The sequence below is a fragment of the Phenylobacterium sp. genome (assembly GCF_030646615.1).
Classification (GTDB): domain Bacteria; phylum Pseudomonadota; class Alphaproteobacteria; order Caulobacterales; family Caulobacteraceae; genus Phenylobacterium.
This window is the reverse complement of sequence record NZ_JAUSLG010000038.1, coordinates 28,806-54,545: the sequence shown is the minus strand read 5'-3', so window position 1 is coordinate 54,545 and position 25,740 is coordinate 28,806. Positions and strand designations below refer to the sequence as shown.

General features: G+C 68.4%; 26 protein-coding genes. 11 read left to right on the top strand and 15 right to left on the bottom strand.

Annotation, left to right across the window (positions count from 1 at the left end; genetic code table 11):
• Positions 1 to 167: 167 nt before the first annotated feature.
• Positions 168 to 1,118: an alpha/beta fold hydrolase gene (locus tag Q7S93_RS06160; protein ID WP_304712861.1), complete on the bottom strand. Its 951-nt coding sequence runs from the start codon at positions 1,116 to 1,118 to the stop codon at positions 168 to 170.
• Positions 1,119 to 1,179: 61 nt separating this feature from the next.
• Positions 1,180 to 2,262: a hypothetical protein gene (locus Q7S93_RS06155; protein WP_304712860.1), complete on the bottom strand. Its 1,083-nt coding sequence runs from the start codon at positions 2,260 to 2,262 to the stop codon at positions 1,180 to 1,182.
• 188 nt (positions 2,263 to 2,450) lie between these two features.
• Here Q7S93_RS06155 and Q7S93_RS06150 point away from each other — a divergent pair, with 188 nt between their 5' ends.
• The 5 genes from Q7S93_RS06150 (at position 2,451) to Q7S93_RS06130 (ending at position 6,965) form a co-directional block, all read left to right on the top strand.
• The gene (locus tag Q7S93_RS06150) at positions 2,451 to 3,725 is read left to right on the top strand and encodes a cytochrome P450 (protein ID WP_304712859.1); all 1,275 of its coding nucleotides are present in this window, start codon (positions 2,451 to 2,453) and stop codon (positions 3,723 to 3,725) included.
• A 2-nt stretch (positions 3,726 to 3,727) separates the two neighbouring features.
• The gene (locus tag Q7S93_RS06145) at positions 3,728 to 4,759 is read left to right on the top strand and encodes a phosphotransferase family protein (RefSeq protein ID WP_304712858.1); all 1,032 of its coding nucleotides are present in this window, start codon (positions 3,728 to 3,730) and stop codon (positions 4,757 to 4,759) included.
• Positions 4,756 to 5,202, top strand: coding sequence for a hypothetical protein (locus Q7S93_RS06140; RefSeq protein WP_304712857.1), 447 nt, complete (start codon positions 4,756 to 4,758; stop codon positions 5,200 to 5,202). The genes Q7S93_RS06145 and Q7S93_RS06140 overlap by 4 nt, the downstream gene beginning before the upstream one ends.
• Before the next feature lie 208 nt (positions 5,203 to 5,410).
• Entirely contained in the window at positions 5,411 to 5,818 is a 408-nt protein-coding gene (locus Q7S93_RS06135) for a Zn-ribbon domain-containing OB-fold protein (RefSeq protein WP_304712856.1), read from the top strand.
• 7 nt (positions 5,819 to 5,825) lie between these two features.
• Positions 5,826 to 6,965, top strand: coding sequence for a thiolase C-terminal domain-containing protein (locus Q7S93_RS06130; protein WP_304712855.1), 1,140 nt, complete (start codon positions 5,826 to 5,828; stop codon positions 6,963 to 6,965).
• A gap of 51 nt (positions 6,966 to 7,016) precedes the next feature.
• Here Q7S93_RS06130 and Q7S93_RS06125 read toward each other — a convergent pair whose 3' ends face one another.
• Genes Q7S93_RS06125 through Q7S93_RS06070 form a run of 12 tightly spaced genes read right to left on the bottom strand, consistent with a single transcriptional unit; the run spans position 7,017 to position 16,952 of the window.
• On the bottom strand, positions 7,017 to 7,505 hold the full coding sequence (locus Q7S93_RS06125; RefSeq protein WP_304712854.1) for a hypothetical protein: 489 nt from the start codon (positions 7,503 to 7,505) through the stop codon (positions 7,017 to 7,019).
• Entirely contained in the window at positions 7,502 to 8,098 is a 597-nt protein-coding gene (locus Q7S93_RS06120) for a response regulator (RefSeq protein ID WP_304712853.1), read from the bottom strand. The genes Q7S93_RS06125 and Q7S93_RS06120 overlap by 4 nt, the downstream gene beginning before the upstream one ends.
• Before the next feature lie 12 nt (positions 8,099 to 8,110).
• Positions 8,111 to 8,491, bottom strand: coding sequence for a hypothetical protein (locus Q7S93_RS06115; protein ID WP_304712852.1), 381 nt, complete (start codon positions 8,489 to 8,491; stop codon positions 8,111 to 8,113).
• Complete coding sequence (locus Q7S93_RS06110) at positions 8,491 to 9,048, bottom strand: chemotaxis protein CheD (RefSeq protein ID WP_304712851.1); 558 nt, start codon at positions 9,046 to 9,048, stop codon at positions 8,491 to 8,493. Before Q7S93_RS06110 ends, Q7S93_RS06115 begins: the two co-directional genes overlap by 1 nt.
• Positions 9,045 to 9,434: a response regulator gene (locus Q7S93_RS06105; protein ID WP_304712850.1), complete on the bottom strand. Its 390-nt coding sequence runs from the start codon at positions 9,432 to 9,434 to the stop codon at positions 9,045 to 9,047. Before Q7S93_RS06105 ends, Q7S93_RS06110 begins: the two co-directional genes overlap by 4 nt.
• Positions 9,434 to 10,471, bottom strand: coding sequence for a protein-glutamate methylesterase/protein-glutamine glutaminase (locus Q7S93_RS06100; protein WP_304712849.1), 1,038 nt, complete (start codon positions 10,469 to 10,471; stop codon positions 9,434 to 9,436). The genes Q7S93_RS06105 and Q7S93_RS06100 overlap by 1 nt, the downstream gene beginning before the upstream one ends.
• Entirely contained in the window at positions 10,468 to 11,358 is an 891-nt protein-coding gene (locus Q7S93_RS06095; RefSeq protein ID WP_304712848.1) for a CheR family methyltransferase, read from the bottom strand. The genes Q7S93_RS06100 and Q7S93_RS06095 overlap by 4 nt, the downstream gene beginning before the upstream one ends.
• Positions 11,355 to 11,822 carry a chemotaxis protein CheW gene (locus Q7S93_RS06090; RefSeq protein ID WP_300577294.1) on the bottom strand — a complete coding sequence of 156 codons (468 nt, stop codon included), beginning with the start codon at positions 11,820 to 11,822 and terminating at the stop codon, positions 11,355 to 11,357. The genes Q7S93_RS06095 and Q7S93_RS06090 overlap by 4 nt, the downstream gene beginning before the upstream one ends.
• A gap of 2 nt (positions 11,823 to 11,824) precedes the next feature.
• Positions 11,825 to 14,227: a chemotaxis protein CheA gene (locus tag Q7S93_RS06085; protein ID WP_304712847.1), complete on the bottom strand. Its 2,403-nt coding sequence runs from the start codon at positions 14,225 to 14,227 to the stop codon at positions 11,825 to 11,827.
• Between the two features lie 48 nt (positions 14,228 to 14,275).
• Positions 14,276 to 14,641, bottom strand: a complete 366-nt coding sequence (locus tag Q7S93_RS06080; protein ID WP_300577290.1) for a response regulator — start codon at positions 14,639 to 14,641, stop codon at positions 14,276 to 14,278.
• Positions 14,638 to 14,937, bottom strand: coding sequence for an STAS domain-containing protein (locus Q7S93_RS06075; protein WP_304712846.1), 300 nt, complete (start codon positions 14,935 to 14,937; stop codon positions 14,638 to 14,640). The genes Q7S93_RS06080 and Q7S93_RS06075 overlap by 4 nt, the downstream gene beginning before the upstream one ends.
• A gap of 47 nt (positions 14,938 to 14,984) precedes the next feature.
• Positions 14,985 to 16,952 carry a methyl-accepting chemotaxis protein gene (locus Q7S93_RS06070; RefSeq protein WP_304712845.1) on the bottom strand — a complete coding sequence of 656 codons (1,968 nt, stop codon included), beginning with the start codon at positions 16,950 to 16,952 and terminating at the stop codon, positions 14,985 to 14,987.
• Between the two features lie 402 nt (positions 16,953 to 17,354).
• Between Q7S93_RS06070 and Q7S93_RS06065 the strand changes: the two genes are divergently transcribed.
• On the top strand, positions 17,355 to 17,954 hold the full coding sequence (locus Q7S93_RS06065) for a response regulator (protein WP_304712843.1): 600 nt from the start codon (positions 17,355 to 17,357) through the stop codon (positions 17,952 to 17,954).
• Positions 17,951 to 18,427 carry a hypothetical protein gene (locus Q7S93_RS06060; RefSeq protein WP_304712842.1) on the top strand — a complete coding sequence of 159 codons (477 nt, stop codon included), beginning with the start codon at positions 17,951 to 17,953 and terminating at the stop codon, positions 18,425 to 18,427. The genes Q7S93_RS06065 and Q7S93_RS06060 overlap by 4 nt, the downstream gene beginning before the upstream one ends.
• Positions 18,428 to 18,448: 21 nt before the next feature.
• Here the strand turns inward: Q7S93_RS06060 and Q7S93_RS06055 are convergent, their stop codons facing one another.
• Entirely contained in the window at positions 18,449 to 18,910 is a 462-nt protein-coding gene (locus Q7S93_RS06055) for an Lrp/AsnC ligand binding domain-containing protein (RefSeq protein ID WP_304712841.1), read from the bottom strand.
• Positions 18,911 to 19,014: 104 nt separating this feature from the next.
• Here Q7S93_RS06055 and putA point away from each other — a divergent pair, with 104 nt between their 5' ends.
• The 4 genes from putA to Q7S93_RS06035 all read left to right on the top strand — a co-directional run bounded on the left by putA (position 19,015) and on the right by Q7S93_RS06035 (position 25,731).
• Positions 19,015 to 22,101 carry a bifunctional proline dehydrogenase/L-glutamate gamma-semialdehyde dehydrogenase PutA gene (gene putA, locus Q7S93_RS06050; RefSeq protein ID WP_304712840.1) on the top strand — a complete coding sequence of 1,029 codons (3,087 nt, stop codon included), beginning with the start codon at positions 19,015 to 19,017 and terminating at the stop codon, positions 22,099 to 22,101.
• Between the two features lie 151 nt (positions 22,102 to 22,252).
• Entirely contained in the window at positions 22,253 to 23,830 is a 1,578-nt protein-coding gene (locus Q7S93_RS06045) for a flavin monoamine oxidase family protein (RefSeq protein ID WP_304712839.1), read from the top strand.
• Between the two features lie 44 nt (positions 23,831 to 23,874).
• Positions 23,875 to 24,369, top strand: a complete 495-nt coding sequence (locus Q7S93_RS06040) for a RidA family protein (RefSeq protein WP_304712838.1) — start codon at positions 23,875 to 23,877, stop codon at positions 24,367 to 24,369.
• A 105-nt stretch (positions 24,370 to 24,474) separates the two neighbouring features.
• Positions 24,475 to 25,731, top strand: coding sequence for an SLC13 family permease (locus Q7S93_RS06035; protein ID WP_304712837.1), 1,257 nt, complete (start codon positions 24,475 to 24,477; stop codon positions 25,729 to 25,731).
• Positions 25,732 to 25,740: the final 9 nt, after the last annotated feature.

Genomic DNA, 25,740 nt, shown 5'->3' with positions numbered 1-25,740 from the left:
CTCTCAAAATTCGGGCCGCCGTCGAAAAATCGCGGCCCTCTTGGGTGCAATCTGTCGATAGTGCCAAGCCGAGCGCCCCAAAGGCAAGCCGCATCGTGTGAACCCGCCGAGCGCATTCCGAAAGCGGCCGCCGGTTATCGGACAGAATACGCTCCAGGCTTCGGGCTTCAGGGCGCGTCGGCCAGGAAGTCGGCGATCGCCTGGCGGGCGGCCGGCTCCTCCAGGGTGGGCGCATGGCCGACGCCGTCGATATCCACCCGGCGCAACTGCGGGGCCAGGGCCTGCATCCGCGCCGCCGTGCCCTCAGCCAGCAGGTCCGAGGCGCCGCCGCGCACCAGCAGCATCGGGCGGTTGATGGCCAGCGCCATGTACAGCGGCCAGAGGTCCGGGCTCGGCGTGCCGGCCGGGGCGGCGGCGAAGGCCTGGGCGATGGCCGGGTCGTAATCCAGCACCAGCTTGCCGGGCTCGGCCTCCCGCCAGGTCCGCCGGGCGAAGCGGTCCCAGTCGGCGTCGGTGAGGTGGGGTTGGGCCGAGCCGTTGATCGCCCGGGTCCGTTCGGCCGCCTCGGCCCAGCTGGCCGCAGGGCCGCCTGACCCCACATAGCTGCCGATCCGGGTCAGCCCCTCGGTGGCGATCTCCGGGCCGATGTCGTTGAGGATGGCGCCGGCGATCAGGTCCGGCCGCAGGGTCGAGAGCGTCATGGTGATCAGCCCGCCCATCGACGTGCCCAGGAAGATCGCCCGGGCGATCCCGGCCTCACCCATCAGGCTCGCCACATCCCCCGCATAGACAGCCGGGTTGTAGTTGGTGGGATTGGGGTCATAGGCCGAGCGGCCCCGTCCGCGGACGTCCAGGGCCAGGACCCGGCGGCCGGCAGCCGCGATGGCCGGCGCCACATCCTCGAAATCCCCGGAATTGCGGGTCAGGCCGTGGATGCAGATCACCGGCAGCCGGGCGGGCCCGGCCCCGCCGCCATAGTCCCTGGCCCACAACTTCAGGCCGTCGCTCGAGGTCCAGGTGCGTTCGACATAGCCCGCCGGCTCAGCCCTGGATTGAGCTGCGGCAGGGGCCGCCGCCGCCGGCGCCGCGCCGAACATCTGTGCCAGAAACCGCCTCATGATCGCCTCCGTCGGTGATGGACCCTGACCCGATCAGGCGCGGGGCCGCTTGGCAAGACCCTCAGCCCAGGCCGTAGGGTTTATAGGGGCCGGCGATGAGCTGTTCAAAAACCCCCAGGCCGGTCTGCTCGGCCTCCCCCGGCCAGGCCAGCCGCACCCGCGACAGGGCCTGGATATGGACATGCTCGGGGGCGGACATGTCGGCGGCGGCCAGGTCGATGTCTTCGCGCTCCACCACCAGCTCGCCCTTATAGGCCCCGTGACGCCAGGCGCCGGAATAGCCGATGCCGCGCATCAGGAAGGTGAGGAAGGGCGCAAAGCTCACCTTGGCCACGCCCCCGTCGACGGGAATCTCCAGCACCCCGCCCTTGGCGTGCCGCGTGCCGGGAACGAGCTCGACGCCGGTCATGCGCGCGGCCTCGGTGTGATAGCCGCCGCCCTGCGCCGCCCCGTCGGGCAGGACCACAGCCCGGGTGTTCCAGGCGCTCCCGTCCGGATCGGCGTTGACGTGGAAGAAGAGGCTGCGGTCGGCGAAGTTCAGCGGCGTCCACTGCCAGAAGAAGCCGCTCATGGTCATGGGGACCGGCGGCTGCGGGTCCGGCGCGCCGACCGGGCGCACGCCCCAGGAGCGGTCGCGGGAGCCCACCGTGCCGGCCGGCAGGTCGCGCCGCTGACCGTCCACCTCGATCCAGCCCTCGCAGCGGACGTTCTGGGTCATGCGGGTATAGTCCATGAAGGCCCGCGGCCCGTTGCGGCGGGTGAACCGCGGCTCCTCGATGGGGAAGGCGCGGCCGGTGAAGGTGATCTCGGCCGCCAGGCCCTCGCCGCCGGTCACCGTCACCTTCAGCATCTGCAGCGGCTCGATCACCGAGATCGAGATCGGGCCGACGCTGAGGTCCAGCCGTTCGGAATGCAGGACCCGCGAGGCGTGCAGGCAATGCTGCACCCCGCCGCGGACGACGCTGAAATGGGCGTCGGCGATGTTCAGGTGCGGATAGACGCCAAACGCGATGGCGAAATAGGTCTCTCCATCGGGGCTGTAGCCGTTGAAGAAATAGCGGTCGTAGAAGTTGCGGTCGGTCCCGGCATAGGCGACCGGCTCGGCCGTCTGGTGGATGGGAAAATCGTCGGCCTTGGTCAGCATGGCGTCCTCCTCCTGGCGGTCTTTCTTACGTCCATTTGATTGTCGGTATTGCGACGCCGCTCAGGCTCGCAGTATCAATTGTCCAAATAGAACAAAGCAAGGGAGGTGTCGGGCTGCTGACGTCGCGGAATGAAATTGCTGCCGCTAGGTAAGCATTCCGTCGCGTAAACGGTCCGGCCAGGGCGATCATGACTAAAGCTTCGGCGCGCATACCAGACGAACATGCGCAAACCCTCGTCGATCCGGCCGCCTATGCCGATGGACGCATCCACGAAACCTATGCCTGGCTGAGGGGCAACAACGCCTTCGGGCGGGCCGAGCCCAAGGGGTTTGAGCCCTTCTGGGTGGCGACCCGGCATGCGGACATCCTGGAGATCAGCCGCCAGAACGCCCTGTTCCTCAATGGCGCCAAGTCCCCGACCATCGTCAACCAGGAGACCGACGCCAAGATCCGCGAGATGACCGGGGGCAGCCCGCACCTGCTGCGCACCCTGATCCACATGGACGCCCCCGATCACCACAAGTACCGCGCCCTGACCCAGGCCTGGTTCATGCCGCAGAACCTGCGGGCCATGGAGGAGCGCATCCGCGGCGTCGCCAGGGCCGCCGTCGATCAGATGGCCGCCACCGGCGGCCAGTGCGACTTCGTCCGCGAGGTGGCGCTGCACTATCCCCTGCGGGTGGTGATGGAGATCATGGGCGTGCCGCGGGAGGACGAGCCGCGGATGCTGATGCTGACCCAGGAGCTGTTCGGCGCCGCCGACCCGGAACTGGCCCGCAAGGAGGAGGTGGAGCCGGGGGCGAAGCTGACGCCGGGCGTCATCACCGACTTCTTCGAATATTTCCGCAAGCTGTCGGCCGATCGCCGCGCCAACCCGACCGATGATCTGTCCAGCGTGATCGCCAACAGCATGATCGACGGCCAGCCGATCTCGGAATTCGAGGCGATGAGCTACTACATCATCGTCGCCACGGCCGGCCATGACACCACCTCGTCGTCCACCGGCGGGGCCATCTGGGGCCTGGCCGAGAACCCTGCCGAACTGGCCAAGCTCAAGGCCGACCCGTCGCTGATCGCCGGCCTGGTGGACGAGTCGATCCGCTGGACCACCCCGGTGAAGACCTTCATGCGCACCGTGGCCGAGCCGACCCACCTGGCCGGCCGCGATCTGGCGGCGCAGGACTGGCTGATGCTCTGCTACGCCTCGGGCAACCGGGACGAGGCGGTGTTCGACGATCCCCAGGCCTTCCGGGTCGACCGCAAGCCCAACCGCCACCTGGCCTTCGGCTATGGGGCGCACCTGTGCCTGGGCCAGCACCTGGCCAAGATGGAGATGCGCATCCTCTGGGAGGAGCTGATCCCGCGCCTGGAATCCCTGGAACTGGCCGGCGAACCGCAGATGTCCCAGGCGGTGTTCGTCAACGGGCCCAAGACCCTGCCCATCCGCTTCCGCATGCACTAGCCATGGAGGAGGCGGAACTGACCACGCGGCTGGCCGGCTATATCGCCGGCCAGATGCCGCAGGCCCGGGACGTGGCGATCAGCAATGTGGCCCGCATCACCGGCGGCGCCTCGCGTCAGACCTATCGCTTCACCCTGTCGTGGACCGAGGCTGACGGCGTCGCCCGCCAACGGGGCCTGATCCTGCGCCGGGACCCGGCCGATAGCCTGATCGACACCGAGCGGCGGGTGGAGTTCGAGGCCTATCGCGCCTTTCACGGCACAGGGGTGCCGGTGCCCGAGATGCTCTGGCTGGAGGAGGGCGCTGACGCCCTGGGCAGTCCCTTCTTCGTGGCCGAGGAGATCGCCGGATTCCAGGCCGGACCCGGCGCCCTGTGGTCTTCGCCCTATCTGGAAACCCATGCGATCCTGGGGGCGCGGAAGTGGGAGATCCTGGGCCAGATCGCCCGCGCCGATCCTACAGCCCTGGGCCTGGCCGGCGCCCTGCCGGCGGTGAGGGCCGAGGACTGCTGGCGCCGCGAACTGGACCATTGGGAGGCGGTGCTCGACGCCGACGAGAGCGAGCCCCTGCCGATCATTCGCGCGGCCATCCGTCACCTGCGGGCCAATCCCCCGCCGCCGGCCCAGAAGGTCGGCGTGGTGCACGGGGACTATCGCACCGGCAACTTCCTCTATGACACGGAGGGCGGCGTCCATGGCGTGCTCGACTGGGAGATGTGCCATTTGGGCGATCCCCTGGAGGACCTCGGCTGGAGCTTCAATCCGGTGTGGTTCTTCGGCCGCGGGATGCCCGGCGGGCTCCTGCCCCGGGCGGACGCCCTCGCCGTCTGGGAACAGGCCAGCGGCCTGCGCGCCGAGCCTGAGGCTCTGAAATGGTGGGAGCTGTTCGCCTGCGTAAAGGGCCAGGCCATCTGGGTCTCCAGCGCCCGGGCCTGGATGGACGGCGCCAACCGCGACCCGATCCTGGTCTATCCGGCCTGGGCCCTGATCAACGCCCAGGACCGCGCCGCCCTGCATGTGATGGAACGTCTATGAAGCCCGATGTCGCCCAGGTGCTCGTCGATCTGGCGGGCCGTGTCGCTCGCAACGCTGCGCCACAGATCCCCGCCGCCCAGAGGGCTGGAGAGCTGGGCCTCTCGGCCATGCTGCTCGGTCTGGCTGCCGAAATGTGGGACGGCGCGGCCGAAATCCTGGTTCAGGAGAACGCGGCCCTGCGTGGCCTGCTGGCCTCCGGCGCCCGGGTGAGCCAGGACAATGCCCGCCGCCGCTGGCTGGTCGAGCTGGCCGGCGGCCGCGACGGGAGCCTTCGCCTGAGCGCCCTGCAGGGCGCCAACGCCGAGCTGCGGGTGGCTCTGATCGCCCTGCACGCCGAGCTTGAGCGCCGCGACGATCCCGAGGCCAAGGACCTTGAAGCCGACATCTGGCGCGAACTCGTGGCGGGCGCCGAACGGCGGCGTCTTTCGGGGTCTCCGGTCTAGAGCGCGTTCCGATAAGTGGGAACCGGTTATCGGGACGAAACGCGCTCCAGACTTGGAGTTTAGAGCCTGATTCAACGATCAGACGATTCCGTCTGATCGCATCAGGCTCTAAGCCGGTCGACAAGCGGCCCGCACTCGTCTTTTGTGGCGCCCGCTCGGCCGGAACAGGCCGGGATTTTTGACAACATTATTTGAGGGAGGGAGACGAATGCCGCCTCGCATTTTGCCGGAGCCGACTCCGGAGACCCAGCATTTCTGGGACGGGACCCGCAACGGGGAGCTGCTGCTCCAGCGTTGCAAGGAGACCGGTGAAGCCTATTTTCCCCCGCGCCCCTTCGCGCCCAAGACCGGCTCGCGCAATGTCGAGGTCTTCAAGGCCAGCGGCCGCGCCACCCTGCACTCCTATGTCATTAACCATCGTCCCCGTCCGGACATGGGGACCGAGCCCTACGCCATCGCCGTGGTGCAGCTCGAGGAAGGCCCGCGGATGATGACCAACATCGTCGGCTGTCCGCAGACGCCGGAAGCCCTGGTGCTCGACATGCCGCTCGAGGTCGTCTTCGAGAAGATGAGCGACACCATCACGCTGCCGTTCTTCCAGCCGGCCAAGGGGTAAGGCGACCATGAAGCAGAAATCTGTCGCGGTCGTAGGCGCCGCTGAAACCACCAAGATGGGCAAGATTCCGGACGTGTCCGTGATCGGCCTGCACGCTGACGCGGCCCTGAACGCCATGGCCGACGCCGGCCTGAAGCCCACCGATATCGACGGCGTGGCCTGCGCCGGCATCTCGCCGGTGGAGCTCGCCCAGTACCTCGGCATCACCCCCACCTATGCCGACGGCACCAGCGTCGGCGGCTGCTCCTTCATGCTGCATGTCCGCCACGCCGCGGCGGCCATCAACGAAGGCCTGTGCACCACAGTCCTGATCACCCACGGCGAATCCGGTCGCTCGCGGGTCGGCGCTGGCGGCTTTGGCCGGGCGCCGTCCAGCCTGATGGGGCAGTTCGAAATGCCCTATGGCGTCACCGCGCCGCCGACCATGTTCACCATTCCGGTGCTTCGCTACATGAAGACCTATGGGGTCACCGAGGAAGACCTGGCCAATGTGGCGGTGATCCAGCGGGAGTGGGCGGCGAAGAATCCGCGCGCCTCCTACAAGGACCCGATCACGATCGACGACGTGCTCAACTCCGACATGATCGCCTGGCCGTTCCGCAAGCTGATGTGCTGTCTGGTCACCGACGGCGGCGGCGCGCTCATCCTGACCAGCGCCGAGCGGGCCAAGGATTTCCCGCAAAAGCCGGTCTATGTGCTGGGTACGGGCGAGAGCGTGGAAACCCCCATGGTCAGCCAGATGGAGGACTTTACCTCGTCCAAGGCCTTCCGGGTCTCGGGCAAGAAGGCCTTCGATGAGGCCGGGATCAGCCACGCTGACGTCGATCACCTGATGATCTACGACGCCTTCGCCCACCTGCCGCTGTACGGCCTGGAGGATCTCGGCTTCTGCAAGCCGGGCGAAGCCAAGCACTTCATCAATGAACGCAACACCGCCATCGGCGGCAAGCTGCCGCTGAACACCAATGGCGGCGGGCTCTCCTATATGCACTCGGGGATGTACGGCATGTACGCCCTGCAGGAGAGCGTGCGTCAGATGCGCGGCATAGCGCCGGCCCAGGTGGACGGCGCCAAGATCAGCGTCTGCCACGGGGTGGGCGGCATGTTCGCCGCCTCGGGCACGGTGATCTTTTCCAACGAGGCCTGACGGGCCTTAGGGATCGCCCCTGGAGCTTTCAGCTCCGGGGGCGGCTATCCCTCATTCGGCGGGCGAGGTTTCGACTTCGCCGTCACTGTCATCGAAGCGCAGGCGATCGGTCAGGGCCCAAAGGCCTTCGACCATGGTGTCCAGGTGCTCGCGCCCCGCCGCCTCGGTGTTCCAGATCAGCCGCATGCCGTTGACGTGCAGCTTGATCGAAGCCCAGTCCTCGCCCTCGCGGGTGCGAAGCTTGTCGGAAAGCTCGCAGAGGCTGTAGGCGGCGCGGCAGAGCTGCTTGTCGTCGAACAGGCCCGCAATATCCAGCACCTGGGTCGACAGGTCGTAGACCGAATCCATCGGCGCATCGCGGGTGTCGCACAGCCATTCCAGGGTCTCCAGGGTTTCCCCGATCGCTTCGTAGGAGCGACCCTGCTGGGCGGCCAGTTCGCGGCCCGCGCGGCTGTTGGCCATGCCGGCGGTCATGCCGCCCGGCTCGGCGACGTGCTGGGCCAGTCGGTTCCGGACCTTGAAGACTTCGGCCTCGCTCATAGGGCGGCCCTTTGCGGCTTAAGCAGCATGTCGATCTCGTCCTGATCCATGTTCGGATCCTTGGCCATCCCCACATGGGTGGACAGGTCGTCCTTGCGGCGGCCCTTGACGCCCAGGGGCGGGCCGATATTGCGGAAGCGTCGGTCGGGGCCGACATAGGTGTCGCTCCGGACCATGGCCCGTTCGTCCTTGGCCACCCAGTAGATCCGCTGAAGCAGGACCTCCGGTGTGAAGGGCTTGGAGACGATGAAGTTGGCGCCGCAGTCGCGGCTGCTCTCGACGGTGCTCCGCGCGGCGTGGCCGGTCAGCATGATGACGGGGGAGAAGCGCGCCTCCTCCGGGCCTTCCCGGCGCAGCCAGCGGACGAAGTCATAGCCGTCCATGTCGGGCATGACGGTGTCGCAGACGATCAGGTCGATTTCCCGGCTGCGCAATATGTTCTGCGCCTCGGCCGCCGAGCCGCACTTGACCTGCCGAAGGACGCCAAAGCCACGGAAGATCGAGGCCAGCACCTCCAGGGCCTGCGGATTGTCGTCAATCAGCAGGACGTTGGACCGCGCCAGGTTCATCCGGATGTCGGGATGAAGGCTCATGGCGCCGCGGCCTCAGAACAGGTCAAGGTCACCCGATCCACTGTCCCTCGGGGGGAGGATCAGGGTGGCGCTATAGAGGCAGGCGCGCAGACGGCCCGCCAGATCGCTCAGCGGCACCTGGGCCAGGACCACGTCCGGGTCCACCGTGCGCGCGCTGGTCAGTTCGCCGGAAAGGCCCCGGGTGAAGACCGACAGGGCGGCCAGGTGCTGGGTCAGGACGTCCAGGGTCTGGGCCTCGCTCAGGGCCAGCTCCCGCGGCTCCCCCTGGACGGCGGCGGCCAGGCGGGTGACGAGATCTTCCAGGCGCGCGCACAGTTCCCCGGCATGGTCCAACTCCGCAGCCAGGGCGGCGAGGACGGGCGGGGCGAGGGCGGCGACCTGGGCTGGGCGCATCAGAACAGCTCCACCGCGCCTTCGGCCACCGGCAAGGGCGCAGGCGCGCGCGGCTTGGCGACTTCCTTCAGCTCGTTGGTGTCGGTGACGGTCTTCTGCTGAGCCCGGCCGCTGACCGGCCAGAACTGGATCCGGCGGGCGCCAAAGCCGCCGAGACTGGTGCCCACCACGGGAATGCCTTCGTCCCGAAGGAAGCGTTCGGCGAAGGCGGCGTTGGAGGCGCCCACGTCCGACAGGCCGCTGAACATGCGGGCGCCGCCGAACAGCTTGGCCTGCATGTTCTCGCGACGGGCGCCCATGCGCAGCAGTTCGTTGATCAAGAGCTCCATGGCGAAGGCGCCGTAGCGGCGGCCCTCATTGGCGCCCTCGGCCTTGCCCTCGGGCAGCAGGAAGTGATTCATCCCGCCGACGCCCCGCTGCGGATCCCACAGGCAGACGGCCACGCAGCTGCCCAGGATCGTGGTCAGGGTGATGTCGGGGTCGTCGGTCACATAGTGCTCGCCCTGCACCACGTGAACCCGCTTTCCCGGCCGGTTCGAGATGTTCTCAATAATCATTCGAGAGGTCCGAAAACGGCTTCGATCTTTTCCTTCAGGATCTGGGTCGTGAAGGGTTTGACCAGATAGTTGTTCACGCCGAACTGCACCGCCCGCTGCACCAGCTCGCGGTCGGCGCGGCCCGTCAGCATGATGACCGCGGTCTTGGAGATCGGCCCATGGGCGCGGATCGCCCGCAACAGGCCAAGGCCGTCCAGCTTAGGCATGTTGAAGTCGGTGATCACCAGATTGACCGGCTGGGCCAGCAACAGGCGCAGGGCGTCCTCGCCATCGGCGGCCTCCCGTGTCTGGTTGATGCCCAGGGCGTTCAGGCTGGTGCGGATCAGCGAGCGCATGGACTGCTGATCGTCGGCGATCAAGGTCTTGATGGCTCCGGGGGCGGGCATCAGGCGCTCCTTTGCGGTTCGGCGGCCGCGCATATTCCAAGGATGGCCGAGCTCATGCGAGCAAGCGGCGACTGCTTTTCCACTGCGCCGATCTCGTGGGCTGCGCGGGGCATGCCATAGACGACGCAACTGGACTCGTCCTGGCCCAGGGTGCGGGCCCCGGCCTGGCGCATGGACAGCAGGCCCTGGGCGCCATCCCGGCCCATGCCGGTGAGAATGACCCCAAGGGCCGGGCGGTTCAGCCGGGCCACGGACTCAAACAGCACATCCACCGAGGGCCGATGGCCGCTGACCGGGGCGTCGTGCCGCAGGCGGCAGGACAGGTGGGTCGTGCCCGTGATCTCGAGGTGAGCCTCGCCGCCGGGCGCCAGATAGACATGGCCCGGGGCCAGCCGCGCCCCGTCCCAGGCCTCGGCCACCTTGGCGCCGGACACCCGGTCCAGCCGCTCAGCGAACGACCGCGTGAAGGTGGCCGGCATGTGCTGGGTGATCACGGTGGGCGGGCAGGTGGCCGGGAAGGCCGAGAGAATGGTCATCAGCGCCTCCACCCCGCCGGTGGAGGAGCCAATGGCCACGATGATGTCTTCGGCCTTGTAGGACCGGGTGTCTTCCACCTTGGTGACGTGGCCGACGAACGGACGCACCCGGGCGCGGGCGGCGGCCTTCACCTTTTCGGCGAGATCGGCGAAGGCCTCGATGGCGGTGTGACCGGCGCCAGGCTTGCCGACGCAGTCGACGGCGCCGAGCTCCATGGCGGTCAGGGTCGCCTCGGCGCCGGCCTGGGTCAGGGTCGAAACCATGACCACGGGCATCGGGCGCAGCCGCATGATCTTCTCAAGGAAGTCGAGGCCGTTCATATGCGGCATCTCGACATCAAGGGTGATCACGTCCGGATTCAGCCGCTTGATCGCCTCGCGGGCCTCGATGGGGTCGTTGGCGAAGCCCAGCACCTCGATCTCGGGATCCTGGCGCAGGGTGGCGGCGATGAGGCTGCGCATCGTCGCGGAGTCATCGACAATCAGTACGCGGACGGTCATCGGGCGGGCCTCAGCTGATAGGTGGTCAGGCCGGCGGTCTCCAGGGTCGATACGGCGGGACCGGAGACCCGTTCGGAGTGGCCGATATAGAGCGTGGCGCCCGGCGCCATGGCCGGGACGAACCGGCTCCAGATGCGCTCCTGGGTCGGCTCATCAAAATAGATCACCACATTGCGGCAGAAGATCACGTCGAACCGGCCCCGCATGGGCCATTCGCCAATCAGGTTCAATTCCCGGAAGGCCACCAGATCGCGCAGCTCCGGCGAGACCGACCAGATGCGGCCGTCGGCGGCGGGGACCTTCTCGAACCAGCGGCGACGCAGCTCCAGGGGCACGGGGGAGACCGCATCCTCGCGGTAACAGCCGACCTTGCCCTCGGCGATCATGTTCGGGTCGATGTCGGTGGCCAGGATCTTCACATCCAGCCGCGCGGCTTCCGGCAGGACCGACAGCAGCGTGATGGCCATGGAATAGGGCTCCTGACCATTGGAGCAGGCGGCCGACCACATGCGCACGCGACCGCCGGCCCGGGCGCGGGCGGCCAGGTCCGGCATCACCTTGTCGCGCAGGTGATCGAAGTGATGCGGCTCACGGAAGAAGCGCGTCACATTGGTGGTCAGCGCCGCCATCATGGCCTGGCGCTCGTCCAGGCTGTCGGCGTCCTCCACCAGGGCGCAGTACTCCCGGAAGCTGCGCAGGCCCAGCGTGCGCAGGCGCTTGGCCAGGCGCGAATAGACCAGGGCCGCCTTGCCCTCGTTGAGCGCGATCCCGGCATGGGAGTGCAGGATCTGAGCGATCTTGCGGAAGTCGTCGGTGGTCAGCAGGAATTCGCCGTCGACCAGACCTTCGTTCTTTGCGCCGCGCCGTGACTCTGGGGTCTGCGTCATGCCGCCTCGGCTTCAGTCTCGGGAAGAACCCGGTCCAGGGCGATGAGGCTGACCATGCGGCCTTCGAGGGCGAACAGCCCCTTTACGAAGGTCTTCACCTGGTCGCTGGCGACGTCGGGGGTCGGCTGGACCAGGTCGTCGCTCATATTGATGATGTCGGACACCGCATCGACCAGCAGGCCGATGGTCCGCTCGCCGATATGGACCACCATGATCACGTGACGGGCGGTGGGCTCCGAGGTGGTCAGGCCCAGGCGCGCGCCCAGGTCGATGATCGGCAGGACAGCGCCGCGCAGGTTGATGACGCCCTTCACGAAGGATGGCGTGCGGGGCAGGGGGGTGGCCGGCGCCCAGCCGCGGATTTCCCGCACCGACATGATGTCGACGCAGAATTCCTGGTCGCCGATCCGGAAAGCGATGAGTTCGCGCCGCTGGGCGACGCCGGGGGTCACGGTGTCAGTCATGGTCAAACCGCCATTCGCTTCTCGATACGGGGAGCCTTGCGACGCGACGTGGTCACCAAGGCGTCCACATCCAGGATCAGGGCCACGCGGCCATCGCCGAGGATGGTCGCCGCGGCGACGCCGTGGATGTGCTGATAATTGGCTTCCAGGCTCTTGATCACCACCTGGCGCTGGCCCTGGATCGCTTCGACCAGCAGGGCCGCCTTGCCGCCGCCTTCGCTCTCGACCAGGACGGCGACGCCGGAGGCCGGCGGCAGAGGCTCATCACGGAAACCGAGCGCCATGCCCACGTCGATCAGGGGCACGAAGGTGTCGCGGATGCGGATCACCGCATCCCGCCCGCCCACCAGGTGGACGTCCTCGGCGCGGGGGGTCAGGCTTTCGACGATATTGGAGAGCGGCGCCACCAGGGTCTGGTCGGCGGCCGAGACCACCATGCCGTCCAGGACGGCCAGGGTCAGGGGCAGGCTCATGGAGAATTTCGAGCCCTTGCCGGGCTCCGAGGTGATGGAGATCCGTCCGCCCAACGCCTGGATGGACCGCTTGACCACGTCCATGCCGACGCCGCGGCCGGAGATGTCGGACACCACGTCGGCGGTGGAGAAGCCGGGCAGGAAGATCAGGTTGTCGATCTCGTCGTCCGACAGCACCGCATCCTCGGCGATCAGGCCCTTGGTCACGGCGATCCCGCGGACCCGGGGACGATTGATGCCCCGCCCGTCGTCCTGGACCTCGATGACGATGCGGCCACCGCGATGCAGGGCGGCCAGGCGGACCACGCCCTCGACGCCCTTGCCGCCCGCCTCGCGCTCCTCGGGCGTTTCCAGCCCGTGATCGCTGGCGTTGCGCAGCATGTGGGTGATGGGGTCGGACAGGCGCTCGATGACCGTCTTGTCGACTTCGGTGTTCTCGCCGTCCATGACCAGGCGGACCTTCTTGCCCACCATGTCGGCCACTTCGCGAACCAGGCGCGGCATGCGCTGGAACACCGACTTCACCGGCTGGGCGCGGATGGCCATGACGCTGTCCTGGATCTCGCGGGTCAGCAGCTCCAGGTCTTCAAGACCCAGCGCCACGTCCGACGAGCGGGCCAGGCCGCTTTCGAAGACCCGCTGGGACAGCATGGCCTGTTGGATGACCAGCTCCCCCACGGCGTTGATCAGCCGGTCGACCCGGTCGAGATCCACGCGGATGGTCGGGGTCGCCGCGGTCGCGGTTCCGCCGGCGCTGGCCCGTTCGGCCCTGGCGTCGGCCTTGGGGTCCGTCTTGGCCTCGGCCTTTGGCGGCGCGGCGGCCTGCACGTGATCCAGGGACGCCTGCTCGGCCAGGGCGATCAGCCCGGCCACGCCCATATTGGCCGGGTCGGCCTTGGGGGCGTCCTGGACGGGCTCCGGCGCCGGCTCGGGGGCGGGCGTCGCCGCCTCAGGAGACGGCGCGCCCTGCACGCGAGCCAGCAGGGCGTCCAGGTCGAGCGGGGCGGCCGCGGCGGCCTCCACAGCGCTCGCCGAGGCGTCGCTTTCGGCATCGTCGGCGGCTTGCAGGCTGGCGCTCGGCGCCTCGGCCTCGCCCTCGCGGCGGACAGTCAGTTCGCAGTCGTCCTCGACGAATTCGAAGACCTCGCGCACGTCAGATTCGGTGGCCGGGCCCAGAAGGCGGATGGTCCAGGAGAGATAGGCCTGTTCGGCCGAAAGCTGGTCCAGGGGCGGCACGGCGGTCGTATCGACGACCACCTCGACCTCACCCAGGCGCGCCAGTTCGCGCAGCACCAGGGCGGTCTCATTGGCCTTGGCGTACATCTCGGCCTTGGGCCGGAAGGTGACGAGCCAGGCTGGGGTTGCGGTGGCGGCCTGGGGCGCCGCATCGGCCGGCTCCGCGGCGGCGGCCATCAGGGCGGCCAGATCCACCTCGGGCGCCTCGGCGGCGGGTTCGTCCAGGCTGAGGACGATCGGCACGAAGCCGAAGTCTTCGTCAGCCGCATCGTCGGCGCCGTCGCCGTCAAGGCCAAGCTCGGCGGCCCGTTCCTGGTCGATCAGACCCTGGAGGTCGGCGATCATGCCCAGGGTGCGGCCCTCGTCCACCGATCCGGCGCTGCGGGCGGCGGCCACATGGTCGGCCAGCACGTCGGAGGCGCGCAGCAGAACCTTGGCGACCTCGTCGGTCAGGTGCAGCCGGTCCGAGCGCATCTCGTCCAGCACGGTCTCGAAGATGTGGGCGAAGCGGATCAGCTCCTCGAGACCGAAGGCCCCGGCCCCGCCCTTGACCGAATGGACCGCCCGGAAGACCGCATTGATCGTCTCGGAATCATCGTCGCCGGCTTCCATGGCGAGCAGCCCCGACTCCATGTCGGTCAGCAGCTCGTCGCACTCCTGGAAGAAGGTCGCCTTGATGCTCTCAAATGGGTCCACAGGGTCGCTCCGGGGTCAGGGCTGGCTTAGGTCGGCGCTGGCTTGCGCCTAGGCGGCGACGCGGCGAATGGCGTCCACCAGCTTGGTCGGATTGAACGGCTTGACGATCCAGCCGGTGGCGCCGGCGGCCCGGGCCCGCTCCTTCTTGGTGGCGTCGCTCTCTGTGGTCAGGACGAGGATCGGGGTCGCCCGGTGGGCCGGATCGGCCCGCACGCCTTCGATGACGCCGAAGCCGTCCATGCGCGGCATGTTGATGTCGGTGATGACCACATCGGCGCCTTGGGCGCGCAGGACCTCGAGGCCCTCCACGCCGTCGACCGCCTGGATCACACGGTAGCCGGCCTGCACCAGGGCCATGTTGAGCATTTCACGCATGGTGCGAGAGTCGTCGATGGTCAGAACGGTCTTGTTCACAGGTTTGCCCCCTCGGGTTCGAAGTCGATCTGCGGCGCGCCGAAGGCGGCCAGTTGTTCAATAAAACCTTCGGAGGCCCGCTCGATGCGCAGCGGCAATCCGTCTTCCGCCCAGCTCATCCGCGCCGACAGCAGGACCTGCAGGCAGAGCCCGCCGAGCCGGCTGACCTGGGAGGCGTCCATCTGCAGGGGGCGCCCGCGCAGAGCCATCAGCTCTGCGCGAAGCGGTTCAGCGGCCTGGAGATCGAGCACCGGGCAGAGACTCACCTCGGCGACGTTTGTGTCCGTTTCAGACATCAGGCTTTTCCCCCCTTAATGATCAGGTCGAGTTAGGATGAAAACTCTTAAAACTCTTCCCACCCCTCGCTCTCGGTGACCGGCTCCGGCTTGCGGGCGGCCGAACCTTCGCGAGAGGTCGTCTTCATCTGGGTCGTGTGGCGATTGGCGAAGCTCTCACCACGCGAAGCCTTGGGCGCCGGCCGCTGTGCGGGCTGGGTCCTGGCCGGTTCGCCGGTGGCGCCGATGTTGAAGCGCCCGACGCTTTGCGAGAGGCTTTCGGCTTCCGTGGCCAGCGAATGGCTGGCCGCAGTGGTTTCCTCGACCATGGCGGCGTTCTGCTGGGTGACCCGGTCCATCTCGTTCACCGCGGTGTTGACCTGATGCAGGCCAGTGGCCTGCTCCTGGGCCGAGGCGGCGATTTCGGAGACGAGGCTGTCGATCTCGGTGACCTGGCTGACGATGCGCTTCAGCGCCTCGCCGGTCTGGCCCACCAGGCCGACCCCTTGGGCCACCTGCTGAGACGAAGCGCTGATCAGGGCCTTGATCTCCTTGGCCGCGTCGGCCGAGCGCTGGGCGAGCGCCCGGACCTCGGAGGCGACCACGGCGAAGCCGCGGCCGGCGTCGCCGGCCCGGGCGGCTTCCACCCCGGCGTTCAGGGCCAGCAGGTTGGTCTGGAAGGCGATTTCGTCGATCACGCCGATGATCTGGGTGATCTGCTCGGACGACTTCTCGATCTCGCTCATGGCGTCGACGGCGTCGCCGACCACCAGGCCGGTCTTTTCAGCGTCGCCGCGCGAGGTGGCGACGACGGTGGAGGCCTGCTTGGCGCCTTCGGCGCTTTTGCGGACCGTGGCGGTGATCTCGTCGAGGGCCGCGGCGGTCTCTTCCAGGCTGGCGGCCTGCTGTTCGGTCCGGCGCGACAGGTCGTCGGCGGCCTGGCTGATCTCGCCGGCGCCCGAGCGCATAGCCCGGACGTTGACGGCGACCACGGACATGGCCTCCTGCAGCTGGCCGATGGCGGCGTTGAAGTCGTCGCGCAGCTTCACATAGTCGGTCGGGAACGGTTCGTTGATGCGGAAGGTCAGGTCGCCGCGGGCCAGGTGGTCCAGACCGGCGGCGAGACCGGTGACGACCTTGGCCTGCTCCTGGGCGGCCGCGGCGCGGTCGGCCTCGTTGCGGGCGCGTTCGGCCTCGGTGGCGCGGCGCTGTTCGTCGGTCTGGTTCTCCAGGCGGGTCTTCTCGATGGCGGCGTCCTTGAAGACCTGGACGGCCTCGGCCATCAGGCCGACCTCGTCCTTGCGGCCGCGGGCCGGCACTTCGACAGAGGAATCGCCCTCGGCCAGGCGGCGCATGGCGGTGGTCATGGCGGCGATTGGTGAGCCGATGGCCTTGGACAGCATCCAGCCCAGGACGACCGCGGCCAGGACCGAGAAGGCCAGGGCGCCGGAGATCATCATCGTGGTCTGGTTGTTGATCGCGGCCAGTCGGGTGCGCGTTTCCTCAACCTCAACGGCTTCGGCCGCGGCGATCTGGTCGATGGGATCTTCAGCCGCGCCCATCAGTCCATCGGCGACGCCGTCGGAGCCGATCATGTCGGTGGCGTCCTGGTAGGTCATCGGATTGGCGGCCAGGGCGGCGCCGCCTTCGACGACCTGCGTGTACCAGGCGTCGGCGGCGAGCTGGGCGGCCTCGAGCTGAGCCAGCTTGGCGGGCTCGGCGGCGAGAAAGACCCTAAGCTCGTCAATCGCCTTACCGAAGTTGGTCCGGTGGACTTGGGCGCGTTCGAGATAGTAGGGGTCGAGGCCGATCAGATAGCCGCGAAAGCTGTTCTCCTGGCGCGCCAGGAGGAAGCTGGCCTGGGTGGTGGCGGCGATGGCGCTCTGCGAGGCGCTGTAGTCGGCGCGCGCGGTTGTGAGGCGGTTCATGTTGTAGAAGGTGGCCGCGCCGGTGCCGGCGATCACCAGAACCATGAGCGCGAAGCCCGCGGCGAGCTTGTGCGAAATCTTCCAGTCGTTGAACGACACGTCAGCCATCCCAGTCTTCGGTTCGCCGCGCCGTGATGGCGAAGCGAGAGGTTTTGGCCCGTACACTGGCCTTCGATGGGCGTTGGCGGGGGAGACCCCCGAGGCGCGCCCGTTAACTCTGGTGAGAGAACAGGCTTGACCGCTGAAGAAAGCGTTACTCGGGGGCAGGAATTTTGCCGCATACCAATGTTCAGGCCTTGATTCATATGACCTGCGGCGGTCTGCGACATTGTGGCGCGCGGTGCGCCACCACGTGGTTCGGCGCGTGTGCTGCGACCAAATGCCCGCTTCAGTTAAGCAAGGCTGAAGGACTTTCTTAACGACTGTCCGTGTCCCTTCAGGCCTGGTTGAAGCTCATGGCTCAGCTTGCCATCGCGACCCCAGCGGCTGGCTTTCCCTCTGGAGCGCCTTATGGCTCTCGAACCCACATCCCGCGGCCGCTTCAATCTCGAGAAGGCGTCGATCCTGATGCTCGAGGCCAACGGGATGGGGATGGACATCCTGGTCCAGATCGTCACCGGCCTTGGCGCAAAGTCCTTGTATCGCTGCAACACCGTCGAGGACGCCCAGGAGGTCGTGCGGCACAATAATGTCGACCTCATCATCGCTGACGCCCTTTCGCCGGCTGGCGAGGGCTATGAGTTCGTCTCGTGGCTCCGCACCCAAGGCGGGGAGCCCAACAGCTTTGCGCCCGTGGTGGTCACCGCCGCCCACACGCCCGTGTCGATGGTCCAGAAGGCCCGCGACTGCGGGGCGCATTACATCGTCAAGAAGCCCCTGACCCCGATCGTCATGCTGGAGCGCATCCTGTGGATCGCCCGCGAGAGCCGGCCGTTCATCGAATGCGACGCCTATGTGGGGCCGGATCGCCGTCACAAGAACGAGGGTCCGCCCGACGGCAAGCCCCGCCGCCGCGACGACCTGCCCCCCGAGGTTGGCCTGGCCCAGGAGCCGAACATGAGCCAGGACCAGGTCGATGGTCTCTTCGCCGCCCGGAAGGTGTCCCTGTGAGTTCGGTCCGTATCCACCGCCCCAAATACGCCCTGGCTGGCATGCTCAGAAAGCCCGGCGGCCTCACCGTGGCCCATGCGGTGGAAAGGGCTGGGGCCAATCTCGACGGCTTGCAGGCCGAGGCCTGGCCTCAGTTGGACGAGGGTCTGGGGCAGGTGGAAGCCATCTACAGCCGCTATGGCCAGGTCTTTGATGACGCCCTCCTGGCCGAGCACTATGAGGCCGCCGTCCGGCTGATCGGCCTGCCCAGTCTCTGCGGCCTCGACGCCCTGGAGAACGCCGCCCACAGCCTCTGTGATCTCCTCGACCGCCTGCGGACGACGGGCAAGCTCGATCGGGATGGGGTCGGCGTGCATATCCAGGCGCTGCGCCTGTTGCGCAATCTGCCAGCGGAGTCCGGGGAGGTCGCCGAGCCGGTGCTTGATGGTCTGCGGCGGGTGCGCGAGCGCCATGCCATCCTGTCCACCGGCTGACCAGCGCCTCCTGCGCGCCTCCTATAGGGGCAGGCGGACGGTGTTCTTCACCTCCTCCAGCACGGCGTAGGTGCGGGTCTCGCGCACGCCGGGCATCTGCACCAGCACTTCGCCCAGGAAGCTGCGATAGGCGTCCATGTCGGCGACGCGCGCCTTGATCAGATAGTCGAAGCCCCCGGCCACCATGTGGCATTCCAGGATCTCCGGGGCCGCGCGGGCGGCGGCGGCGAACTCGGCGAACAGGTCGCCGGTGGTGCGGTCCAGCTGGACCTCGACGAAGATCAGCAGGCCGCGATCGATCGCCTTGGGGTCGAGCAGGGCGGCATAGCCCTGGATGACCCCGGCCTCCCGCAGCCGCCGGACACGTTCATGACAGGCGGCGGGCGACAGATGGCAGCGGGCCGCCAGGGCCTGGTTGGTGATGCGTCCATCGGCCTGCAACAGCCGCAGGATGCGCAGGTCGGTCTCATCAAGGTTCGGCAAGGGCGCTCTCGATTGCGCAAATATTCGGTCATTCTCCCAAACTTACGAAGCACATTCGCCTGTGGCAACGTTACATCGAAGGGAAAGCCCTAACGGAGGTTGCGGTGAACTGGGACAGCTTGGACGCCGACAAATATCGCGATGAACCCGAGGCCGTGAGCGCCCTGCTGGCGGCGGCGCCCCTCGGTCCCGCCGATCAGGCCGTCATCCGCAGCCAGGCCGAAGCGCTGGTGCGTACGGCCCGGCGCAAGGCCGACCGACAGGGCGTCGTTGAGAGTTTCCTTCAGGAATTCAGCCTCGGCACCCGCGAGGGTCTGGCCCTGATGTGTCTGGCCGAGGCCCTGCTACGCACGCCCGACGACGAAAGCCGTGACCGGCTGATCGCCGAGAAGATCGGCTCGGCCGACTGGGCCGCCCATCTCGGCAAGTCCGACAGCCTGTTCGTCAACGCCTCGACCTGGGGCCTGATGCTCACCGGGCGACTGGTCGAGGTGGACGACGAGGCCCAGCGCGATCTGGGGAGCTTCCTGCGCCGCCTCACGGGCCGGCTCGGCGAGCCGGTGATCCGCGCGGCGGTCGGCCAGGCGGTCCGCATCATGGGCGAACAGTTCGTGCTGGGACGGAACATCGAGGCCGGCCTGAAGCGGGCCGGCGCCGAGGGCTATCTCTGCTCCTTCGACATGCTGGGGGAGGGGGCCCGCACCGCCGCCGACGCCGCCCGCTACGAGGCCGCTTACGCCCAGGCCATCGAGGCGGTGGGCCAGGCCAACCGCGGCCAGGGGCCGGAGGCCGGCCACGGCATATCGGTCAAGCTCTCGGCGCTCTCGCCACGCTATGAGGCGACCCATGCGGCGCGGGTCTGGGACGAACTCTATCCGCGCCTGAAGCGGCTGGCGGCCCTGGCCGCGCGCCATGACCTGAACCTGACCCTCGACGCCGAGGAGGCCGACCGCCTGGTTCTGTCGCTGAAGCTGCTGGACCGGCTGGCGCGGGAGCCCGAGCTCGGCGACTGGCAGGGTCTTGGCCTGGCCGTCCAGGCCTACCAGAAGCGCTGTCCGCAGGTGATCGCCGCCCTGGCGGACCTGGCCAAGGACAGCGGCCGCCGCCTGATGGTCCGGCTGGTCAAGGGCGCCTATTGGGACACCGAGATCAAACGCGCCCAGGTTCAGGGCCGCGCCGACTACCCGGTCTATTCCACCAAGGCGGCCACCGATCTGTCCTATCTGGTCTGCGCCAAGGCCCTGATCGCCGCGGCTCCGCATCTCTACGCCCAGTTCGCCACCCACAACGCCCATTCCCTGGCGGCGGTGCGGAAGATGGCGGCCGACGCCGGCGTGGCCATCGAGTTCCAGCGCCTGCATGGCATGGGCGAGGCGCTCTATGCCGCTGCCGAGGCCGAGGCCGAGGCGCCGCTGCGACTGCGGGCCTATGCGCCAGTGGGCGGCCACGAGGACCTGCTGCCCTACCTGGTACGCCGCCTGCTGGAGAACGGCGCCAACACCTCCTTCGTCCACGCCCTCCTGGATGAGCGCGTGCCGGTGGAGAAGGTGGTGGCCGACCCCCTGGCGCAGATCGCGCAGAGCGGGCCGGGACGCCATCCGAAGATTCCGGCCCCGGCCGACATCTATGGCGCGGCGCGGACCAACTCCCATGGGCCAGACCTGAGTATCAACCAGACGGCCGAGCGCCTGGCCGCCGCCGCTCGCAGGCATGAGCCTTTCGCGGCCGGTCCGGTGGTGGCGGGGCGGGTGGGCGGCGCAGGCGGCGCCGAGCCGATCCGTAGCCCCGCCGATCATGGCCGCCTGGTGGGCCACGTGGTCGCCGCAGGCCCAGCCGATATCGACGCCGCCTTCGCCGCCGCCCGCAAGGCCCAGCCGGCCTGGGACGCGCGCGGCGGGGCCGGCCGCGCCCAGGTGCTTCGCGCCATGGGCGAGGCCTTGGAGACCGAGCACGAACGCCTGATCGCCCTATGCGCCCTCGAGGCGGGCAAGAGCCTAGCCGACGGGATCGCCGAGGTGCGTGAGGCTGTCGATTTCTGCCGCTACTACGCCCATCTGGCCGAGACCCGGTTCGGCGCCCCGCAGGTGCTGGACGGGCCGGTCGGGGAGACCAACACCCTGGCCCTGCGCGGGCGCGGCGTGTTCGTGGCCATCAGCCCGTGGAACTTCCCGCTGGCCATCTTCACCGGTCAGATCTGTGCGGCGCTCGCGGCCGGCAACGCGGTGCTGGCCAAGCCGGCCGAACAGAGCCCGCTGATCGCCGCCGAGGCCGTGCGGCTCTTTCACCGCGCGGGTCTGGCGCCCGAACTTCTGGCCCTGTTGCCGGGTCCGGGCGGCGAGGTCGGCGCGGCTCTCGTGGCTCATCCGGATTGCGACGGCGTCGCCTTCACCGGCGGGACCGAGACCGCATGGGCGATCAACCGCGCCCTGGCCGAGCGGCGGGGTCCCATTGTGCCCTTCATCGCCGAGACCGGCGGGCTGAACGGCATGTTCGTCGACACCACCGCTCTGCGCGAGCAGGTGATCGACGATGTCATTCTCTCGGCCTTCGGCTCGGCGGGCCAGCGCTGCTCGGCCCTGCGCATCCTCTTCCTGCCGGCCGAAACCGCCGATGGGCTGATCGAGGGCCTGATCGGGGCCATGGACGCCCTCGTCCTCGGGGACCCCGCCGATCCGGCCACCGATGTGGGTCCGGTGATCGACGCCGAGGCCCGCGAGGCCCTTGCGGCCCATGCCGAACGCCTGGGTCGGGAAGCGAAGATCCTGCAACGGCTGGACGCGCCGGCCGGCGGGACCTTCTTCGGGCCCGTCCTGGCGGAGATTCCCCGGCCGGGGTTCCTGAAGCGCGAGGTGTTCGGCCCTATCCTGCACGTGGTGCGCTACGAGGCCGGCCAGTTGGAGGCGATGGCCAAGGAACTGGCGGACCTGAACTATGGTCTGACGCTGGGGGTGCATTCGCGGATCGAATCCTTCGCCCGGCGAATCTGCGAGCTGGTCCCGGCAGGCAACGCCTATGTGAACCGCGGCATGACCGGGGCGGTGGTGGGCGTCCAGCCCTTCGGCGGCGAGGGCCTGTCGGGCACAGGTCCCAAGGCCGGCGGCCCCAACGCCCTGTCCCGCTACGCCGTGGAACGCGCCCTCAGCGTCAACATCGCCGCCCAAGGGGGCGACCCGGCCCTGCTCAACCTCTAGGCGCGTGCAAAGATTTCGGGCGGGAAGGCGCCTGAACGCCGTCAATCCGCGCGCTCTCGTCGGAGTCCCGGTCTTGCGCGCCGTCGCGTCTTGCCAAGCCGACGGCCGCCCAACGCTCTAGGTCCGTCGAGCGTTTGGGCGGGGTCGAGTCATGAGTGTCAGTCGGCGTTTATTTCTGCATCGCCTTGGGGCCGTGGGCGGGCTGGGCGCGGCCTATGGCGCCATGACCGCCCTGGGGCTGAACGCCGCCGAGGCCGCCGCCGCCCCGGCCCTGTCGCCTGATCTCGGCCAAGGGCGCCGGGTGGTGATCCTGGGGGCGGGGATTGCGGGTCTGGTCACCGCCTATGAACTGGAGCGGGCCGGGTTTTCGGTGACCATCCTGGAGGCCCGCGACCGGCTCGGCGGTCGCAACTGGACCCTGCGCGGCGGCGACAAGGTCGAGATGGAGGGCGAGGCCGACCAGACCGTCACCTTCGAGAAGGATGTCTACATGAATGCGGGGCCGGCCCGCATTCCCAGCCACCACGAGGGTCTGCTGGCCTATTGCCGCAAGCTTGGCGTGCCGCTCGAAGTCGAGATCAATGTCAGCCGCAGCGCCCTTCTGTGGGGCGACAAGGCCCATGGGGGCAAGCCCATCCAGCTGCGCCAGGGGATCAACGACACCCGCGGCCACGTCTCCGAACTGCTGGCCAAGGCGATCAACAAGGGCGCCCTGGACGCCGAACTGACCCTGGCCGACAAGGAGAAGCTGCTGCCGTTCCTACGGGCCTATGGCGACCTGTCGGAGGATATGAGCTTCCAGGGCACGGAGCGGTCGGGCTTCGCCCAGGCACCAGGCGCCGCCGACCAGTTCAGCCAGCGCCGTCCGCCCGTTCCCTTGCGCGACCTTCTGGCCAATCCTCAGCTCCGGGCGACCCTGTTCGAGGACAATATCAACATGCAGGCCACCATGTTCCAGCCGGTGGGCGGCATGGACCAGATCGTGGCCGGCTTCGAGCGGGCCGTCGCCAGCCCGATCCTGCGCAAGGCCCAGGTCACCCGCATTGGCCGCTCCGGCCAGGGCGTCCAGGTGGCCTATCGGCAGGGGGGCGGCGTCGAGCAGGTGATCGCCGCCGACTTCGCCGTCATCACCATCCCCCTGTCGATCCTGGCGGGGATCCCATCGGACTTCTCTCCGCCGGTGAAGACCGCGGTGGCCAGCGTGCCCAACGCCTATTCCAACAAGATCGGCTTCGAGGCGCCGCGGTTCTGGGAGGCGTCTCAGATCTTCGGCGGCATCTCCTGGGTCGGGGGCGACACCTCGCTGATCTGGTATCCGAGCAACGGCCTGCACACCGAGCGCGGCATGCTGCTGGCCTGCTATGGCTCGGGGCCGGGCGCCAAGGCCTTCGCCGACCTGCCGATGGAAACCCAGATCGCCACCGCCCGCGCCGCGGTCGGCCGGGTGCATCCGGGCCATGAGGGGGATCTGGCCAAGCCGGTGGTGGTCAATTGGAGCAAGATCCCGCACAACCTGGGTCCATGGCCCGACTGGGAGGGCCACGGCGGACAGGAAGGCCATATGGACATGCCGGCCTATCGCCTGCTGAATCAGCCGGACGGCCCCTTCCACTTCACCGGCGCCCATCTCAGCCAGATGCCGGGCTGGCAGGAGGGCGCCGTGCTGTCGGCCCATCGCACGATCAGGGCCCTCGCCGCCCAGACCCGTAGCGCGGTCCTCGCGTCCTAGGGCGCCTTCCGGCTTCAACGAAAACCAAGATCAAGGAGACGCCCATGCGCCCGACCCCCCTTTTCCTGGCCGCCGCCCTCGCCGCTCTCGCCGCCAGCCCGGCCGCCGCCGAGATCAAGCGTATCGGCGCCGAGACCTCGCCGATCGCCAGCGCCGTCGTGGTGCCGGCCGGCTATGACACGATCTATGTCAGCGGCATCACCCCGCCCGTCACCAACGAAGGCGCCCCCGAAGGGACGCCGCGGGAGTTCGGCGACACCAAGACCCAGACCATCGGCGTCCTCAACCGCATCAAGGCCATCCTGGAAGGCCAGGGCGCAACCATGGGCGACGTGGTGATGATGCGCGTCCTGCTGGTGGGCGACCCGGCCTTGGACGGGAAGATGGACTTCGCCGGCATGATGGAGGGCTATCGGCAGTTCTTCGCCAACGCCGAGCAGCCCAACCGTCCGGCGCGGATCACCTCGCAGGTGTCGGCCCTGGTGGCGCCGGGCATGATGGTCGAGATCGAGGTGCAGGCGGCGGTCAAGCCCGACTAGGCCAGCGGCCCTTCCCCGAACCCCGGGCCGCCTCTAGGATCGGCCAAGGTCAACGGCGCCACAGGATGGTGCGGACGCGACGCCGCCCCCCGGGAAAGGTCCTCCTTGAACTTCGAACAGCTCGCCACCCTGGCCGTCCTGGCCGCGGTCGTCGTCGCCCTGCTCAGTGACAGGATCCGGGCCGACGTGGCGGCCATGGCGGCGGCGGCGGCCCTGCTGGGTCTGGGGGTGGTGTCGCTGGAGGACCTCGGCCGCGGTCTGGCCAGTCCCGCCCTGGTGGCGCTCGCCTCGTTGTTCGTCATCGCCCGGGCGCTGGATGTCACGGGCGTCATGGGCGTCATCATTCGCTCGGCGGCCAATATGACCGACCGAATGGGGGCCGCCTCGGCGCCGATCATCATCGCCCTGTGCGGCACGCTGTCGGCGTTCCTGAACAACACGCCCCTGGTGATCCTCGGCGCGCCGGTGATCAAGGATTCGGCCAAGCGCCTGGGCATTTCGCCCAAGCGACTGCTGATCCCCCTGTCCTACGCCTCGATCATGGGCGGCGCCTGTACGCTGATCGGCACCTCCACCAACCTGCTGGTGGACGACATGGCGAGGCGGCAGCACCTGGCGCCCTTCACCCTGTTCGAGATCACCGGCGTCGGCCTCTGCGTCGCCGCGGTGGGCGCGCTCTATCTGGCCTTCGTCGCCCCACGCCTGTTGCCCGGCGACGACAGCGACGCCACCGAGACGACCCCGGCCCTGCAGGAGATCGCCCCGCCTCTGAAGCTGGCGCCGGCCCTGGTCAGCGTGACGGTCTTCGCCTTCGTCCTGGGGGCGGCGGCCGGGGGGCTCTCCATCGCCGTGGTCGCCTTTGTCGGGGCCATGGCCCTGATGGCCTTCCAGGTGATGAAGCCCGACGAAGCCTATTCGGGGCTCCGGCCCCAGGTGCTGCTGATGATCGGCGGCATGCTGGTGGTGGGCGAAGCCCTGGGCAAGACGGGCCTGGCTTTCCAGGCCACCAACATGATGGCCCTCTGGACCCAGCCGCTGGGGCCGATCGCCGCCCTGGCGATCATCTATATCGCCACCTCCGTCCTGACCGAGATCATGTCCAATGCTGCGGTGGCGGTGCTGATTACACCCCTGGCCATCGGCCTGGCCGAGAACCTCGGCGTCTCCCCGCGCCCCTTCGTGGTGGCGGTGATGATGGCGGCCAGTTCGTCCTTCGCCACGCCCGTGGGTTACCAGACCAACGCCATCGTCCAGCAGATCGGCGGCTACACCTATATGGACTTCGTCCGGGTTGGCCTGCCGTTGAACGTCATCACCGGCGCGGTCGCTGTCTGGGTGATCCCCAAGATGTTCCCGTTCTAGGAAGCGGGG